The organism is Deminuibacter soli (assembly GCF_003412455.1).
Taxonomy (GTDB): Bacteria; Bacteroidota; Bacteroidia; order Chitinophagales; family Chitinophagaceae; genus Deminuibacter; species Deminuibacter soli.
Genome location: NZ_QTJU01000001.1, coordinates 381,252 through 397,294, shown reverse-complemented (window position 1 = coordinate 397,294; position 16,043 = coordinate 381,252). Strand labels below are relative to the sequence as shown.

At 47.8% G+C, this 16,043-nt stretch carries 14 protein-coding genes; 10 read left to right on the top strand and 4 right to left on the bottom strand.

From position 1 onward, the window contains the following. The first annotated feature begins 23 nt into the window (after nt 1-23). The gene (gene fabF, locus DXN05_RS01625; protein WP_116845462.1) at nt 24-1,277 is read left to right on the top strand and encodes a beta-ketoacyl-ACP synthase II; all 1,254 of its coding nucleotides are present in this window, start codon (nt 24-26) and stop codon (nt 1,275-1,277) included. Nucleotides 1,278-1,281: 4 nt separating this feature from the next. Then, entirely contained in the window at nt 1,282-1,989 is a 708-nt protein-coding gene (rnc, locus tag DXN05_RS01620) for a ribonuclease III (RefSeq protein ID WP_116845461.1), read from the top strand. Between the two features lie 378 nt (nt 1,990-2,367). On the opposite strand, the gene DXN05_RS01615 is transcribed toward rnc, so the two are convergent. Continuing rightward, complete coding sequence (locus tag DXN05_RS01615) at nt 2,368-3,009, bottom strand: hypothetical protein (RefSeq protein WP_116845460.1); 642 nt, start codon at nt 3,007-3,009, stop codon at nt 2,368-2,370. Nucleotides 3,010-3,215: 206 nt separating this feature from the next. Between DXN05_RS01615 and DXN05_RS01610 the strand changes: the two genes are divergently transcribed. The 5 genes from DXN05_RS01610 to DXN05_RS01590 are packed head-to-tail and all read left to right on the top strand — an operon-like array spanning nt 3,216 to nt 10,380. Then, the gene (locus DXN05_RS01610; protein ID WP_116845459.1) at nt 3,216-4,379 is read left to right on the top strand and encodes an IscS subfamily cysteine desulfurase; all 1,164 of its coding nucleotides are present in this window, start codon (nt 3,216-3,218) and stop codon (nt 4,377-4,379) included. A 31-nt stretch (nt 4,380-4,410) separates the two neighbouring features. Then, nucleotides 4,411-5,133, top strand: a complete 723-nt coding sequence (gene gldF / locus DXN05_RS01605) for a gliding motility-associated ABC transporter permease subunit GldF (protein ID WP_116845458.1) — start codon at nt 4,411-4,413, stop codon at nt 5,131-5,133. A 10-nt stretch (nt 5,134-5,143) separates the two neighbouring features. Continuing rightward, the gene (gene gldG, locus DXN05_RS01600) at nt 5,144-6,898 is read left to right on the top strand and encodes a gliding motility-associated ABC transporter substrate-binding protein GldG (protein WP_116845457.1); all 1,755 of its coding nucleotides are present in this window, start codon (nt 5,144-5,146) and stop codon (nt 6,896-6,898) included. An 11-nt stretch (nt 6,899-6,909) separates the two neighbouring features. Next, complete coding sequence (locus DXN05_RS01595) at nt 6,910-7,863, top strand: TerC/Alx family metal homeostasis membrane protein (RefSeq protein ID WP_116845456.1); 954 nt, start codon at nt 6,910-6,912, stop codon at nt 7,861-7,863. 9 nt (nt 7,864-7,872) lie between these two features. Then, nucleotides 7,873-10,380: a bifunctional UDP-N-acetylmuramoyl-tripeptide:D-alanyl-D-alanine ligase/alanine racemase gene (locus tag DXN05_RS01590; RefSeq protein ID WP_116845455.1), complete on the top strand. Its 2,508-nt coding sequence runs from the start codon at nt 7,873-7,875 to the stop codon at nt 10,378-10,380. A 24-nt stretch (nt 10,381-10,404) separates the two neighbouring features. Here the strand turns inward: DXN05_RS01590 and DXN05_RS01585 are convergent, their stop codons facing one another. Next, entirely contained in the window at nt 10,405-10,695 is a 291-nt protein-coding gene (locus DXN05_RS01585) for a YXWGXW repeat-containing protein (protein WP_116845454.1), read from the bottom strand. Between the two features lie 185 nt (nt 10,696-10,880). Between DXN05_RS01585 and DXN05_RS01580 the strand changes: the two genes are divergently transcribed. From DXN05_RS01580 to DXN05_RS01570, 3 genes are all read left to right on the top strand, one after another. Continuing rightward, on the top strand, nt 10,881-11,555 hold the full coding sequence (locus DXN05_RS01580) for a lipoprotein signal peptidase (protein WP_116845453.1): 675 nt from the start codon (nt 10,881-10,883) through the stop codon (nt 11,553-11,555). A gap of 129 nt (nt 11,556-11,684) precedes the next feature. Continuing rightward, on the top strand, nt 11,685-12,722 hold the full coding sequence (locus tag DXN05_RS01575; RefSeq protein WP_116845452.1) for a glycoside hydrolase family 43 protein: 1,038 nt from the start codon (nt 11,685-11,687) through the stop codon (nt 12,720-12,722). An 81-nt stretch (nt 12,723-12,803) separates the two neighbouring features. Next, the gene (locus DXN05_RS01570) at nt 12,804-13,889 is read left to right on the top strand and encodes a glycoside hydrolase 5 family protein (protein ID WP_245975088.1); all 1,086 of its coding nucleotides are present in this window, start codon (nt 12,804-12,806) and stop codon (nt 13,887-13,889) included. A 103-nt stretch (nt 13,890-13,992) separates the two neighbouring features. Here DXN05_RS01570 and DXN05_RS01565 read toward each other — a convergent pair whose 3' ends face one another. Next, entirely contained in the window at nt 13,993-14,895 is a 903-nt protein-coding gene (locus DXN05_RS01565) for a hypothetical protein (RefSeq protein ID WP_116845450.1), read from the bottom strand. 105 nt (nt 14,896-15,000) lie between these two features. After that, nucleotides 15,001-15,999, bottom strand: a complete 999-nt coding sequence (locus DXN05_RS01560) for a 2-hydroxyacid dehydrogenase (RefSeq protein WP_116845449.1) — start codon at nt 15,997-15,999, stop codon at nt 15,001-15,003. Between the last annotated feature and the right edge of the window lie 44 nt (nt 16,000-16,043).

Below are 16,043 nucleotides of genomic sequence, written 5' to 3'. Positions count from 1 at the left end.
ACTGAACCGAGGGCTTACCATATATGCAATTAAAAAGAGTAGTTGTAACTGGCATTGGAGCAATAACCCCGATTGGCAATAATTTGGAGGAATACTGGAATGGATTAATCAATGGTGTATCCGGCGCCGATTATATCAAACAGTTTGATTGCAGTAAGTTTAAGACAAGGTTTGCGTGTGAGTTGAAAAATTTTGATCCCACACAGTTCCTGGATAAAAAAGAAGCCCGCAAGCTGGACCGCTTTACGCAAACTGCCCTGGTAGTAAGCGATCAGGCAGTGCAGGATGCAGGCATTAATACAACAACCATGAATGCCGACCGCATTGGTGTTATTTTCTCCAGCGGTATCGGCGGGTTAATCACTTTTCAGCAGGAAGTAGTAGAATTTGCAAAAGGAGACGGTACACCGCGTTTCAATCCTTTCTTCATTCCCAAGATGATCCTGGATATTGCAGCAGGCCACATCTCTATGCGTCATGGCCTTCGCGGCCCCAACTATGCAGTCGTTTCTGCCTGCGCTTCTTCTACCCATGCTATTATGGATGCATTTAACCTGATTCGTTTGGGTAAGGCAGACATTATCCTGGCAGGTGGCAGCGAAAGCGTGGTAAGCGAAGCAGGTGTTGGCGGTTTCAATGCCATGAAAGCATTGAGTGAACGTAATGACAGTCCGGCCACTGCCTCACGCCCGTTTGACAAAGACCGCGATGGTTTTGTAATGGGTGAGGGTGCAGGTATGCTGGTGCTGGAAGACCTGGATCATGCGCTGGCAAGGGGCGCCAGAATTTACTGTGAAATTGGTGGTGCAGGTGCTACGGCAGATGCACACCATATTACAGCCCCTCATCCTGAAGGACTTGGAGCCAAGAATGTAATGCTGGCCACCCTCAGTGATGCCGGTTTAAAAGCAGATGATATCGACTATATCAATGTACACGGCACTTCTACTCCGCTTGGCGACATGGCGGAAGTGAAAGCCATACAGGCAGTATTTGGCGAACATGCTTATGATATCAATATCAGCTCAACCAAATCGATGACCGGCCACCTGCTGGGTGCTGCCGGTGTAATCGAGGCCATTGCCTGTGTAATGAGCGTGGTGCATGATATTGTTCCACCCACCATCAATCACTTCACTGACGATCCCGAACTGGATGCACGACTGAATTTTACTTTTGGCCAGGCACAGAAACGTACCGTTAACGCCGCTTTGAGCAATACTTTCGGATTTGGCGGTCACAATGCTTCGCTGATAGTAAAAAAATATGTAGCTTAAGGTTGTGGAAATTCTGAAGAAAATTTTTAAGAAGCAATCGAAGCAGTCGTTTGACAAACAGCTGAAGAACTTATTGGGTATAAAGCCGGGTAACGAATCGTTATACCGCACCGCATTAAGTCACCGCTCGGTAAAAGAGGGGCCCGAAGAAAACAACGAACGGCTCGAATACCTGGGCGATGCTGTGTTAAGCGCTATTGTGGCCGACTACCTGTTTAAGCGCTACCCGTATAAAGGCGAAGGTTTTCTTACCGAAATGCGGAGCAAAATGGTAAACCGGCAGCAGCTGAATGATATTGCACTTAAAATTGGCCTGAAGAAACTCACCATGTACAATAAGTTTGACAGCTCGCTGAAAGGCAGCCAGATTTTTGGCAATACCCTGGAAGCACTGGTTGGCGCTGTGTACATTGACAAGGGATACAAACGCACCCACCGCTGGGTGTTGCAGCGTATCGTAATGCCCCACCTGTTCGTAGACGATCTCGAACAAATTGACATTAACCTCAAGAACAAACTGATAGGCTGGGCCAGTAAAAACGGCAAAATCCTTGAATTTGAAACCGTGGAAGAAAAAATGGAGAACGGTCGCCGTGTATTTACCATTGCCGCCGTACTCGATGGCGAAACCATGGCACAAGGCAAAGGGTTCAATAAAAAAGACGCCAGCCAGATAGCCGCACAACTGGCAATAGAAAAGATCGGGCTTTAACTTCAACTTCTTTTACGCCAATCAAATTGATCATCTTCCGGATCCGGAAGTTTAAAAGGTTCAATTGTTCAATAGTTCCATTTGAAGTCACATGCTCATATACTTTCCTGAACATGTAAACTCTGAAACAATTGAATGCCCTGGTGTAAAATGTTCAGAAGCTCCACTTTAGCCTCTTTGCTTACCCTGCGGGAACTCCCGAACATTCCTTGCAACTGAACCGTCTTCCAATACATTGTTCCGGCGTTTCACTGTTCAACAGTTCCATTGTAAAACACCCTTACCACGTGTATTAATTGAACCTTTGAACTTTTGAACTGCCTTAACGCACAAACGTTAAACATCAAACTTTAAACAATTGAACCTTCTTGAACCATCTCACCTTCCAATCGCTCCCTTCCTGTGTAAATCTTTTACAATCATCCGTGCATAGTCATCGGCCAAACCCTGTGGTGAAGAGGGGTCGAGGGCAGATGATTGGGCAGAATAAATAAGCTGGCTATCATTTAAGCCATACAGGTTGCTTTCAAATGAATACTGTACACTGTTGGCATAGTAACCCGGCTGGTACATCATGGGTGAATAATAAGAATAATAACCCCAGAAACCATACGGGTAAGGGGCATAACGGCCGGGCACATATTGTTTTTCCTTGTTTTTATCGAGCAGGCGAACCGTGAGCACGGCATCTGAGCCGCTTTCACGCAACTTGGCCAGGGCCTGGTTTTCGGTTAAACCATCAAAAGCTTTTGGTCCATACGTTTGCAACGCACCTACGGCATCAACGCGGTAGGCTTTTAAATCGCGCACCAGTTCTTTTTCCATATTGGTGCGTAACGACATATTGCTGGCATTGTTAAACATGGCCAGCACCATTACCTTTTTTATTTTGGGAGTATTGTGATTGGTGCCGCTTTCCTGTGCTGCCCAGCTGTTGGTAAGTTTGGTACTGCTGCTGCAGCTTTGCAACAGCAATACAACCGCAAGTGCTGCCCCTGCAAATGGTATGATCCGTTTCATAGAATTTGTGTTTGAGTACGTTGGTTAGACCCTTTTACGCAATCATTCGCTTAATCGCCGGGAAGAGTTAACATTCTTTTTGCTGCTTTTAGCACAGCCGCTTATGCAACTGGCCCGTACATTTTCGTTTTAAGAAACAATGGCCGGCCTGCGGGCACTATTGCCCTATTTTTGCAGTACCAGCCATAGCAAAACCCCGATGAGCCATGTTAAAACTGCCCGTTTATCTCGATTACAACGCCACCACCCCTGTTGACCCGCGGGTGCTGGAAACCATGCTGCCTTATTTTAGCGAATATTTTGGCAATGCAGCCAGCCGAACCCATGCCTATGGCTGGGAAGCCGATGAAGCAGTAGAGTATGCCCGTTCACAGGCCGCGCAACTGGTAGGTGCAGAAGTAAAAGAACTGATTTTTACATCCGGCGCAACCGAAGCCGTTAACCTGGCCATTAAAGGTGTGCTGGAAATGTATGCTTCAAAAGGCAATCATGTGGTTACCTGTGCAACCGAACACAAAGCCGTACTGGATACTTGTAAACATGCCGAGAAAAACGGAGCCTCAGTAACCTATTTACCTGTAAATAATGAAGGACTGATAGATCTGCAGCAGCTTGAAGCCGCCATTACCGGTGAAACAGTTTTGATTGCCATTATGTATGCCAACAACGAAACCGGTGTGGTGCAACCCATTGCCGAAATAGGTGCTATTGCACGAAGGCATGGGGTATTGTTTTTTACAGATGCTACCCAGGCAGTAGGTAAAATACCGGTAGATGTGAACAGGGATAATATAGACATACTGGCGTTTAGTGCACATAAGTTCTATGGCCCCAAAGGGGTGGGGGGGCTGTTTGTGCGGCGTAAAAACCCACGGGTGAAAATCACAGCGCAGCTGGATGGTGGCGGCCATGAACGCGGTATACGCAGCGGCACACTGAATGTGCCGGGTATTGTTGGGCTGGGCAAAGCCTGCGAATTGTGCAGGCTGGAAATGGAAGAAGACAGCCGGCAGGTACGGATACTGCGCGATAAACTGGAAGAAGCCCTGCTGCAGTTGCCAGACACCTTTTTGAATGGCAGCCCGGAACAGCGGTTGCCGCATGTTTGCAATATTTCGTTCAGCAACGTGGAAAGTTCAGTGCTGATGATGGGCTTTGGTAAAAATATTGCCGTTTCATCCGGCTCGGCCTGCACATCGGCTACCATGGAGCCGAGTTATGTATTAAAAGCATTGGGTTTAAGTGATGAAATGGCCTACAGCTCGCTGCGTTTTTCGCTGGGCCGCTTTACTACAGAAGAACAGGTGAATTATGCCATTGACCAGGTAAAGCAGGGAATAAGCCAGCTGCGTATACCCTTAAACCATTGAACCATAAACGCAAAATACTTAGCTTTGGCCAATGTGGATGATATGTAAAAAAGAATGGCAGCAGTTTTTCAGCAGCCTTACCGGCTATATCGCCATTCTGCTGTTTTTATTGCTTAACGGGCTTTTCCTGTTTGTGTTTCCCGACACCAGTCTGCTCGATTTTGGCTACGCCTCATTAAATGGTTATTTCTCCCTTTGCCCCTGGATACTCCTGTTCCTGGTGCCCACTATTACCATGCGCAGTTTTGCCGAAGAATACAAAACCGGCACCTTCGAACTGCTGAAAACATGGCCTGTTACACCCGCGCAAATTGTATGGGGCAAATTCCTGGGTGCGCTATTGGTGGTATTCGCAGCGTTGTTGCCCACTATTGTGTATGCCATTTCTATGCAGCAGCTCAGTGCAGTAGGCGGTATTGATGCAGGCAGCACCATTGGCAGTTATATAGGGTTGTTATTGCTGGGCGCTGTGTTTACAGCCGTAGGCATCTGCAGCAGCAGTTTTACCAACAATACTGTTGTCGCATTTATTGCAGGTGCATTCATCTGCTTTTTCCTGTACACCGGTTTTGAAGCCATCAGCAAACTGCCTGTATTTAAGGCAGGGGCCGATTATTATATAGAAATGCTCGGTATAAATTTTCATTATACCAGCATCAGCCGTGGTGTGGTTGACACACGTGATCTTATTTATTTCGCCGGCGTTATTGTACTGTTCCTATTCATCACCCAACGCAACCTGGTAAAACGTTAATCCCCCCATCATGAGCATTATTCAAAAAAGCATAAAACATAAATACTGGTGGCTGGGTGTGCTGGCGTTTTTTGTGGCGCTTACCTATATTGCCTCGCTGTTTCATTACCGGGCAGACCTTACTGCAGAAAAGCGTTTCAGCCTGAGCAACGCTACCAGGAAAATTCTCAACAACATCGATACGCCTGTAATGGTGCAGGTGTTTTTAACCGGTGATTTGCCGGCCGATTATAAAAAACTTGGCAGCGCCACCAGCGATCTGCTGAATGAATTCAGGGATTTAAGCGGCAATAAAGTACGCGTGCGTTTTGAAAGGCCGGGGGCTGATTTGGCTGATACGGAAAGACTGGCGCTGTACGATAGCCTGGCCCGCATGGGCGTGGTGTTTGAGCAAAGTGAAGATATGGCTGCAGGCAACAACGATAAATCGGTAAACCAGCTGATCATTCCTTCAGCATTGGTGTTTCGCGGCAACAGGCCGCCCGTGGTCATTGACCTGCGCAGCAGCCGCAAAGTGTTCAAGAACTTTAATGTATTGAACGATGTGCCGCAGGAAGACAAAGAAGCCACCCGCAATGCAGCGGAAGCTTTGCTGGAATATAAATTCGCCAATGCCATTGACCGGCTTACCCGCAAATACGTGCCTACAATAGCCTACGCCATCGGTAACGGCGAACCGGGCAGTGCACGTGTGTACGACCTGATTCAAAGCATGCGCAACGATTACAGGCTGGGTATTTTCGATTTAAAGCAATCGTACCCCAACCCGCAGCAGATAGATGCATTGATGATAGTAAAACCCACGCAGCAATTTACCGATGAAGACAAACTGAAAATTGATCAGTATGTAATGCACGGCGGTAAAGTATTGTGGTTTGTAGATAAACTCTACGCCGAGCTGGACAGCCTGATGCGCAGCAAAGCTGACTTTGTTGCTTACGACCGCAACCTTGACCTGGACGACCTGCTGTTTAAATATGGTGTTCGCGTAAATGGCGACCTGCTGCAGGATCTCAATTGTTCTAAAATACCCGTGGTGGTGGGGTACAACCCGGATAACAGTCCGCGCATGCAGCGAATACCCTTCCCTTACTACCCGTTTTTGTCTGCGCCAAACAACAACCCCATTTCCAAAAACCTCGACAGGGTGCTGCCCATATTTCCTTCAAGCATTGACACTGTAAAAGCAGAAGGCATCCGCAAAACCGTGTTGCTGGCAACAGATACCAACAGCCGTTCGCTGAGCTCACCTGCCATGGTTACCATCAATATACCCACAGAGCAGGAACTGCTTACTTTTAATAAAAGCCATGTGCCGGTATCCGTATTGCTCGAAGGCCGTTTCCGCTCTTTGTTTGCCAACAGGCTTACGCAGCAGGTAAAAGATTCGGTGGCCAATGCCCTGGGTAAACCTTTTGCCGAGGTAGCTGAACAACCTACGCAGCAAATCGTTACTTCAGACGGTGACATGGTAACCAACGCAGTAAGCAATACCACCGGTCCGCTGGCCATGGGTATGCTGCCCATGGAGAATTACCGGTTTGCCAACCGCGAATACTTACTGAACTGCCTCGATTACCTGGTAAGCAACAACGGTTTGTACGAGGCGCGTAATAAAGATGTTACGCTGCGTTTGCTCGACAAGCAGAAAGTAGCCGGGCAACGCACCCGCTGGCAGCTGGTTAACATAGGTTTACCCGTGGCACTGGTATTACTGGCTGGCTTAATTTTTCAATGGCAGCGCAAACGCAAATACGCTGCATAACCCTGGCTATCATGAGCACTACACAATTGGCATATATTGTATTTGGTATAGTACTGGTACTGGCCCTGTTGTTCGACCTGGGACTGATGAGTAAAAAACATGCCACCGTAAGCATTAAAAAAGCGCTGTGGCAAACACTGTTCTGGGTTGGCCTGTCTATGGTATTCTGGGCTTTTTTATGGATAGAAAAAGACAGTTATGTAGCTACAAAATACATCTCGGCTTATTTAATGGAATGGAGCCTGAGCATCGACAATATCTTCGTGTTTATCCTCATCTTCAGCTTTTTCAAGGTAAATGAAATGGATGCAGGCCGCGCCCTGCTGGTAGGTATCTTGCTGGCTATTGTATTCAGGGTGATATTTATTGCACTTGGCATAGAACTCATTAACCGTTTCCATTGGCTCATGTACGTGTTCGGCGCCTTTTTGCTGTACACAGGTATTAAATTGTTCATCCGCAAAGAAGATGATGAGTACGATCCGCAGCAATCAAAAGTATACAAGGCAGTAACAAAATTATTCAGGATAACCGACCGCCAGGCCAATGGCAAATATGTAATTCCCATCCAGAACAAATGGTATTTTACTTCACTGGCTGTGGTGGTGCTGATGCTGGCTGCAACCGATATTGTGTTTGCGCTGGATAGCATACCCACCGTGGTAACCCTGGTGCGCAGCTCGGCCAAACAGGCATTTACACCGGATGAAGTACTGGTGATTTACTCCAGCAACGTTTTCGCGGTACTGGGCTTGCGCAGCCTGTTCTTTTTGCTGCGTGGTGCTGTTAACCGCTTTGTGTACCTGCAGCAGGGTATTGCCGTGGTGCTGGTATTCATCGGTATTAAAATGCTGATTGAGTTTTTCGATATCCATATCTCCATTTACCTATCACTGGGTGTAATTGTACTTTGCATTGCCGGATCAATTGTGGCATCCCTGCTGAAAAAACAACCGCAGGCATAAACGCATGTTATGAACCAATATACCATACAGCAGATAGCAGATGTATTAAATGCGCCTTCGCAGATAGCTGAGCCGGCTGCCCTGGTGGAATATTTGTTAACCGATAGCCGGCGCATTGCCTTTCCGCAAACAAGTTTATTTATTGCTTTACAAACCGGCCGTAACGATGGGCACCTGTATATATCCGAAGTATACAACAGCGGCGTGCGCAATTTTATGGTGCGCAAAGGCTTTGATACAACGGCATTAACTGGCGCCAATATTGTTTTTGTAAACAATACGCTCGATGCCCTGCAGCAACTGGCTGCCTGGCACCGCAAACAATTTCACTACCCCGTAATTGGCGTTACCGGGAGCAATGGCAAAACCATCGTGAAAGAATGGCTGTATCAATTGCTGTCACCCGATTATACCATTGTAAGAAGTCCGCGCAGTTATAACTCCCAAACCGGTGTGCCACTTAGTGTTTGGCAAATGAGTGAGCAGCACAACCTCGCCATACTGGAAGCCGGTATTTCTACCGTGCATGAAATGGCCAGGCTGCAGGCCATTATACAACCAGGTATAGGCATTCTCACCAATATCGGTGAAGCGCACAACGAAGGCTTTACCGGCTACCGCGAAAAAGCATTGGAAAAATTACGCCTGTTCAGCAACAGCCAGGTGCTTGTGTATTGCACAGAAAACCTGGCGCAGGCGGGTATTGACATAACCGGTGATGACCGCCATTTGCTGCCTGCCGGGCTGCAGCTGTTTTCCTGGAGCCGTTCGGGCAATGCCACGGTAAAATTGTTACAGGAAGAACAAAATCCTGCGCAGGATACCACACAGCTGCGTGTGCGCTATGCAGATACCACATTTTCCTTTGCCATACCATTTACCGATAAGGCATCTGTAGATAATGCCATTACCTGTTGCTGTATTATGCTGTACCTGCAAACAGGAGCAGAAAAAATACAGCAGCGCATGCCTGCCCTGCAGGCAGTAGACATGCGTTTGCAGCTGATGAAAGGCGTGAACGGCTGTTACCTGCTCAACGATGCCTACAACAACGACCTGGCTTCATTAACCATTGCATTGGATCACCTGGTGCAGCAGGCAGGCGCGCATCGCAAAACTGTAATACTCTCCGATATATTCCAGGCAGGTATGGCCCCTGCGCAGCTGTACAGGCAGGTGGCTGCCGAAATAAGCATGCGCCGCATCAGCCGTTTTATCGGCATCGGCACGCAAATGCAGCAGGTAAAACACCTGCTGGAAAACATGCCCGATGCGCCTGCCATAGAACTGTACGAAAGCACCGATGCTTTTCTGCACAAAGTAACCACCCACCATTTCAGGGATGAATATGTGTTGCTGAAAGGTGCACGCGTGTTTGCATTTGAACGCATCAGCAACTGGCTGGGACAGAAGGTTCACCAGACCGTGATGGAGATTAACCTCTCTGCGTTGGTGCATAATCTTAAACAATACCAGCAGGAATTAAGACCAGGCGTTAAGCTCATGGCCATGGTAAAAGCCTTTGGTTATGGCAGCGGCAGTGCTGAAATTGCCGGTATGCTGCAGTTTCATAAAGTAGATTATCTCGCCGTTGCATATGCCGATGAAGGCGTAGAGCTGCGCAAGGCAGGTATTAGCCTGCCCATCTTAATCATGAATGTAGACGAAGCCGCGTTTGAAGTGCTGGTGCAGTATAACCTGGAACCCGAGTTATTTTCTTTCGGCATACTAACTGCCTTTCAGCAATATGTTCGCCAGCAGGGTTTGCAGCAATATCCCGTGCACATTAAAATTGATACCGGCATGCACCGGCTTGGTTTTGAATTACACGATATGGAAGCGCTGCAGGCCCTGCTCACACAAAGCACGCACCTGCGTGTAAAATCTGTATTCAGCCACCTTGCATCAAGCGAAGACCCCGGTGATGATGCTTTTACCGATCTGCAGGCCGTGCGTTTTACAGAAGCCTGCACTTTGCTGCAGCAACAATTGGGTTACCGTTTTATCCGGCATTTATCCAACACAGGGGGCATTAGCCGCAGGCACGACCTGCAGTTTGATATGGTGCGTCTTGGCATTGGGTTGTATGGCATTGACAGTGCCAATAACGAGCACATGAACCTGCAAACAGTGGCTACGCTAAAAACCACCATTGCGCAATTGCGCCATGTGCCTGCCGGTGATACGGTAGGGTACAACAGGAAGGGGAAAATAACAGCAGATTCCTTAATAGCCACCATCCGCATTGGTTATGCCGATGGGTTTGGCCGCCGTTTCAGTAACGGGGCAGGGCAGGTGTACATCAACGGGCGGCTGGCCCCGGTGATAGGCAATGTAGCCATGGATATGACCATGGTAAATGTAACCGGCATACCCGGTGTACAGGAAAACGATGAGGTAGAGATTTTTGGTCACCAGCTTCCTGTACAGCAGGTGGCTGCCTGGGGCAAAACCATTGCCTATGAAATACTCACAGGCATTGGCCAGCGCGTGAAACGCATTTATTACGAAGATTAATAAAAGCTTATCATTCTCAACCCGTTAGCGCCAGTAGCCATTTTGCCAGTACCAGCCGCCGCGGGCTTTTTCCCAATGGCCGCCATGCCATTGCCTGGAGCCATGCGGGCGGGTCCAGTAACCATTTTGCCAAACATAACGGCCGCTGCGTGCGCGCCATTCGCCTTCTACCCATATGTAACCGGGGCGGGGCGGTGCAGGACGCACATAAACCGGTGGTGCAGGACGTTCTGTAACAACTACGGCAGAAGGTGCGCAGCTCACCGCAAACAGGGTGATGGCAGCGGCGCAGAACAGTAACATCAATCGTTTCATAGTTTTGCTTTGCCGGTTTGGATACCAATTGCCACCAGGCGTTTAACCCAAAAACAGTTTTAACGCCATTTCAACAGATTTTCGCTGTAACCCGCATCATTTCGCATACCAGCCCAATTTATACAACCATTGAACTTCGGGCAATTCTCCTATCTTTGAAACGAAAAAAATAAACAGCGGCTGAGATGAAAGGGAAACAACTGGCCTTTTTGATTTTGCTGGTATTGTTCGCAGACCAGGCATTAAAGTTTTATATTAAAACCCATTACTACGTGGGCGAAGAGCACAAAGTACTGGGTAGCTGGTTCAGGTTGCACTTTGTAGAAAACGAAGGCATGGCCTGGGGCTGGAAGTTCGGCGGCGGTTTCGGAAAAATCGTGCTCACCCTGTTCAGGCTCGTGGCCGTTATATTCGGTACTTTCTACCTGCGCACCCTCATCCGTAAAAAATACCACAAAGGTTTTATTATTTGCGCCGGTTTAATTTATGCAGGCGCACTCGGTAATCTCATCGACAGTCTTTTTTATGGAATGATCTTCGAACGCAGCGATCCATTTATGCAGAATGTTGCCAAACTGTTTCCTGCAGGCGGCGGGTATGCCAGCTTCCTGCATGGCCGCGTGGTGGATATGCTGTATTTTCCCATCATCCGCAACACCCATTATCCCATGTGGTTTCCTTTCTGGGGTGGTGATGAGTTTGAATTCTTCAGCCCGGTGTTTAACCTGGCAGATGCATCTATTTCGGTAGGTGTAATCGCCATTGTTATCTGGCAGCAGAAATTTTTCCCTGCACCGGCAAAAACAGCCGCACCGCTGGATCATGTCACGCTCAATGAACAGCAGGCACCGCTTAAATAGCCGTAACGTAAATTGTTATATACATTTTTCAAAAGCCGTAGTGTTCATGCACTGCGGCTTTTGTTTTTTCAAAATTCGCAGTAATCAGTATTTTGAGCAGGCAACAGCACACACTTTATAATCAGCATTATGAAATTAATCCAATTGCTTGCCTTTGCTGCCTGCCTTTCCACTGCATCTGTGCAGGCGCAGCAAACGTTTACCAATCCCATTCTGCCATCAGGGCCCGATCCGTACAGCTTCTACAAAAACGGCTATTACTATTACACCAGCACTACCGGTCACAGCGTTGAGTTGTGGAAAACCAAAAGTCTCGGCAACCTCAAAGATGCCGAACATGCGGTATTGTACCGTCCGCCGCAGGGAATGCCTTACAGCAAAGAATTATGGGCGCCCGAGGTAATGGAACTGAATGGTAAATGGTACGCCTATTTTGCAGCAGATGATGGCAGCAACGACCACCACCGCATGTACGTGCTCGAGAACAATGGCAACGACCCGATGAAAGGCGAATGGACGTTCAGGGGCAAGGTTAGCGACCCGTCCGATAAATGGGCGATTGATGGGGATGTGTTCCTGTTTAAAGGCAAACTGTACATGGTTTGGAGTGGCTGGGAAGGCGATACCAACGGCCGCCAGGACATATACATTGCCGCTATGAGCAATCCCTGGACCATCGAGGGTAACCGCGTAAAACTGTCTTCACCAGAATACAGCTGGGAGAAAAATGGTGACCTCGGTGCCAGCAGCAATCCGCCGCATGTTGATGTAAACGAAGGCCCGCAGGCACTGCAGCACAAGGGCAACCTGTTTGTAGTATATTCTGCCAGCGGCTGCTGGACTGATTTTTACGCACTCGGACTGCTACGCTACAATGGCAAAGGCAATATTCTTGACCCCACCTCCTGGTCAAAACACAGCGAGCCGGTATTTAAACAGTCTCCCGAAAACGAGGTATACGCACCCGGACATAATTCTTTTTTTAAATCACCAGACGGCAAACAGGATTGGATTCTGTACCATGCCAACAGCCATCCCGGTGACGGTTGCGGCGGATTGCGCTCTCCACGCATGCAGCCGTTCACCTGGAAAGCAGACGGCATGCCCGATTTCGGCACGCCTGTTAAAGCAGGTGCAGAGCTGAATTTGCCATCTTCTTCAAAATAAATGTCGAAAAAACATTTAAAAATACGGGCGGGGCAACCTGCCCGTATTATATTGCAGGCACTACTACCAAAAACAACTAGAATGAAACATCTGATGCGGAGCATTTATATGTGCTCCCTGCTTGCCACGCTTACTGCGCATGCCGGTGACAAACCCGGAAAGCCTGCGCCCGAAAAAGCCAAAGTATGGTCTGCCGAAAAAGCCAATGCCTGGTACCAGCAACACAAATGGATAACCGGCGCCAATTTTATCCCCAGCACTGCCATCAACCAGCTCGAAATGTGGCAGGCCGAAACCTTTGATGCAGCTACCATTGACAGGGAATTGGGTTATGCCGAAGGCATTGGTTTTAACACCATGCGCGTGTTCCTGCACAATGTAGCCTGGAAACAGGATCCCGCCGGATTTAAAAAAAGAGTAGACCAGTATTTATCTATTGCAGATAAACATCATATTCAAACCCTGTTTGTGTTTTTTGATGACTGCTGGAACAAAACTCCCAAACCCGGCATACAGCCTGCACCCAAACCCGGCATCCACAACTCAGGCTGGGTACAGGATCCCGGTCAGCCCGCTTCTGCAGACAGCACCATTTTTCCTGACCTGGAAAAATATGTAAAAGACGTATTAACCACTTTTGCGCATGACAAACGCATTCTGCTGTGGGATTTGTATAACGAACCCGGTAACTCCGGCAAAGGTGATTCTTCATTGCCATTGCTCACCAAAGTGTTCAGCTGGGCAAGAGACGTAAATCCCGATCAGCCTGTAAGCGCCGGTTTGTGGGCATGGGATCTCAAAAACCTGAACGCTTTCCAGGAAGCCAATTCAGACGTAATCACTTACCACGATTATGAAGAACTGCCCTGGCACCAGCGCGTGGTTGATTTGCTGAAAGCAACAGGCCGCCCGTTAATCTGCACAGAATACATGGCCCGTCCGCGCAACAGCACCTTCTACACCATATTGCCCATGCTGAAAAAAGAACACGTGGGCGCCATTAACTGGGGCTTTGTTTCAGGAAAAACCAACACCATCTACGCATGGGATACTCCCATTCCCGATGGAAGCGAGCCTGTACAATGGTTTCATGATATCTTCTACAAAGATGGTAAAGCGTACCGCCAGGATGAAGTGAACCTGATTAAAAAACTGAATGCGGAATAACGATAGCAGTAAAATAAACTGACTATAAAAAAGGTTGAAGCAATGAATGAAGCTTCAACCTTTTTATTTGCGACCCTCTATTGGTAAGGCTGAAAGGAAGACATTACTGTGATGATACATACCCGGTAAACCGCCCGGTAATGGTATTGTTGCCTGTTGAAACATAACTGGCTTCAGCAGTAAAGGTGCCGGTTGCCACGTGTGTAGTGGCGTTATACGATTCAATGGTTACCGATACACTTGTAGAATTGGTGCCATCAGCAGCATACACATAGGTAAAGCCATTGGCACCATCTTGTTTTACATAATTAAAAGTGGCGCCGGTGCTGTTATCATATATACCCGGTTCAATAACACCGTTGGGCAGGCGTATAGCCAGCTGAAATGCCGTATCGTAGTTGGTTGCAGGGTAACCCACAATGCTCATGAGTTTATAGGTAACCGTATCTGTAACGTAATCATAGATCACCATTTTATCGATATAACCATTGTATTGTTTCGACAGGTTGGCGTCTGCAAAATGCCATGCAGTATCGCTCTGGTTAATTGAACTATCGCCCGTGCCCGTGCTGTCTGTAGTGCCTTGTTTAACCGTAACGCTGAAACTGCACACCGTGCTGTCGTACGATACGGTGAAGTCGGTAATGTTGGCGAGTATGGGTTTGCCCGCACCTCTTAATTTAACGGTTTGCGCACCTGTAGCAGCGAAGTAGCCTGAATCGGAGAAGATCATGTTGTTCTGGCTGTCAGTACTTATTTTATAAGAACCGGTTTGCGTAACAGTTACCTGTACTTCAACATAGTTACTGTCGCGGTTTAAAGTTTTGCCGGTAACATAACTGCCGTGTGTGATGGTGGAAAGACAATTGCCCTGGGAATCCTTTGACAGCGCACCTTTGGAGGGTATGCCGTTTATGCCGCTTTCATAACTTTTCTCTTTCGAGCACGACACTAAAAAGCACACCATCACAAATACGACCACGCTGATCGGGAACAAATTTTTCATAGCACATATATTTTTACTACACTGCAGCACACTGCGGAAAAGCTCCGGGATGCTGTTCTACATTGGATTTCCTGAAAATATATTGGATTACTGAAAAGATGACCCTTACACTAATAACGCTGCCTTTTGGGTTAAATTGTTTCCCCTGTGTAATTCATCTATGCTTTTTAAGGTGGTGAGGGCGATTTGTGTAAGCGCTTCCTTTGTAAAAAAAGCCTGGTGCGCTGTAACCAGTACATTCGGAAAACTCATCAGCCGCTGTATCATATCATCCTGGATGATATCGTCAGACAAATCCCTGAAAAACAGCTTTTCCTCCTGTTCATATACGTCAATGCCGAGATAACCGATTTTGCAGCTTTTCAATCCTTCAATCACGCTGGCGGTATCAATTAAACCGCCACGGCTGGTATTGATGATCATCACGCCATTCTTCATCAGCGCCATAGTTTCTGTGTTTACCAGGTGCCGTGTTTGATCGGTTAACGGGCAGTGCAGGGAAATAATGTCACTCTGTTGCAGCAAATCAATCAACGGCACAAATTCAACACCCAGCTGCTCCAGCTCCCGGTTAGCCACCAGGTCAAACGCAAGCATTTTACAGCCAAAACCTTGCACAATAGTGCAAAATGCCTTACCTATATTGCCTGTACCTACCACGCCAATGGTTTTGCCATGCATGTCAAAGCCCAGCAAACCGTTGAGGGCAAAATTCTGCTCCCGCACACGGTTGTACGCCTTGTGTGTTTTACGGTTTAAGGTCAGTATCATGGCCAGTGCATGTTCAGCTACGGCCTCGGGCGAATAGGCCGGTACGCGGCATACGCGCAGGCCCAGCGTCTTTGCTGCCCCGAGATCTATATTATTAAAACCCGCACAACGCAGTGCAATGATTTTTACGCCTTTGTCTGCCAGCTGCTGCAAGGTCGCGGCGTCTGCATGGTCGTTTACGAAAATGCACACCGCTTCGCACTGGCTGATTAAGCCGGTTGTGTTCCTGTTAAGCGGTGTATCAAAATATTCCAGCTCAAAACCAAACGGGTCATTGTAGCAATCAAAAAAATGCCGGTCATAGGGCTGGGTAGAAAAGAATGCAATTTTCATAAGGTACCCGGTGGTTTGCAGATGTATAATATGGGGAGAATGCA

What these genes read in the sequence shown, in the direction of transcription:
- fabF (WP_116845462.1), top strand. Translation starts at nt 24, where the DNA reads ATGCAATTAAAAAGAGTAGTTGTAACTGGCATTGGAGCAATAACCCCG.
- DXN05_RS01615 (WP_116845460.1), bottom strand. Translation starts at nt 3,009, where the DNA reads ATGAAACGGATCATACCATTTGCAGGGGCAGCACTTGCGGTTGTATTG.
- DXN05_RS01610 (WP_116845459.1), top strand. Translation starts at nt 3,216, where the DNA reads ATGTTAAAACTGCCCGTTTATCTCGATTACAACGCCACCACCCCTGTT.
- gldF (WP_116845458.1), top strand. Translation starts at nt 4,411, where the DNA reads ATGTGGATGATATGTAAAAAAGAATGGCAGCAGTTTTTCAGCAGCCTT.
- gldG (WP_116845457.1), top strand. Translation starts at nt 5,144, where the DNA reads ATGAGCATTATTCAAAAAAGCATAAAACATAAATACTGGTGGCTGGGT.
- DXN05_RS01595 (WP_116845456.1), top strand. Translation starts at nt 6,910, where the DNA reads ATGAGCACTACACAATTGGCATATATTGTATTTGGTATAGTACTGGTA.
- DXN05_RS01590 (WP_116845455.1), top strand. Translation starts at nt 7,873, where the DNA reads ATGAACCAATATACCATACAGCAGATAGCAGATGTATTAAATGCGCCT.
- DXN05_RS01585 (WP_116845454.1), bottom strand. Translation starts at nt 10,695, where the DNA reads ATGAAACGATTGATGTTACTGTTCTGCGCCGCTGCCATCACCCTGTTT.
- DXN05_RS01580 (WP_116845453.1), top strand. Translation starts at nt 10,881, where the DNA reads ATGAAAGGGAAACAACTGGCCTTTTTGATTTTGCTGGTATTGTTCGCA.
- DXN05_RS01575 (WP_116845452.1), top strand. Translation starts at nt 11,685, where the DNA reads ATGAAATTAATCCAATTGCTTGCCTTTGCTGCCTGCCTTTCCACTGCA.
- DXN05_RS01570 (WP_245975088.1), top strand. Translation starts at nt 12,804, where the DNA reads ATGAAACATCTGATGCGGAGCATTTATATGTGCTCCCTGCTTGCCACG.
- DXN05_RS01565 (WP_116845450.1), bottom strand. Translation starts at nt 14,895, where the DNA reads ATGAAAAATTTGTTCCCGATCAGCGTGGTCGTATTTGTGATGGTGTGC.
- DXN05_RS01560 (WP_116845449.1), bottom strand. Translation starts at nt 15,999, where the DNA reads ATGAAAATTGCATTCTTTTCTACCCAGCCCTATGACCGGCATTTTTTT.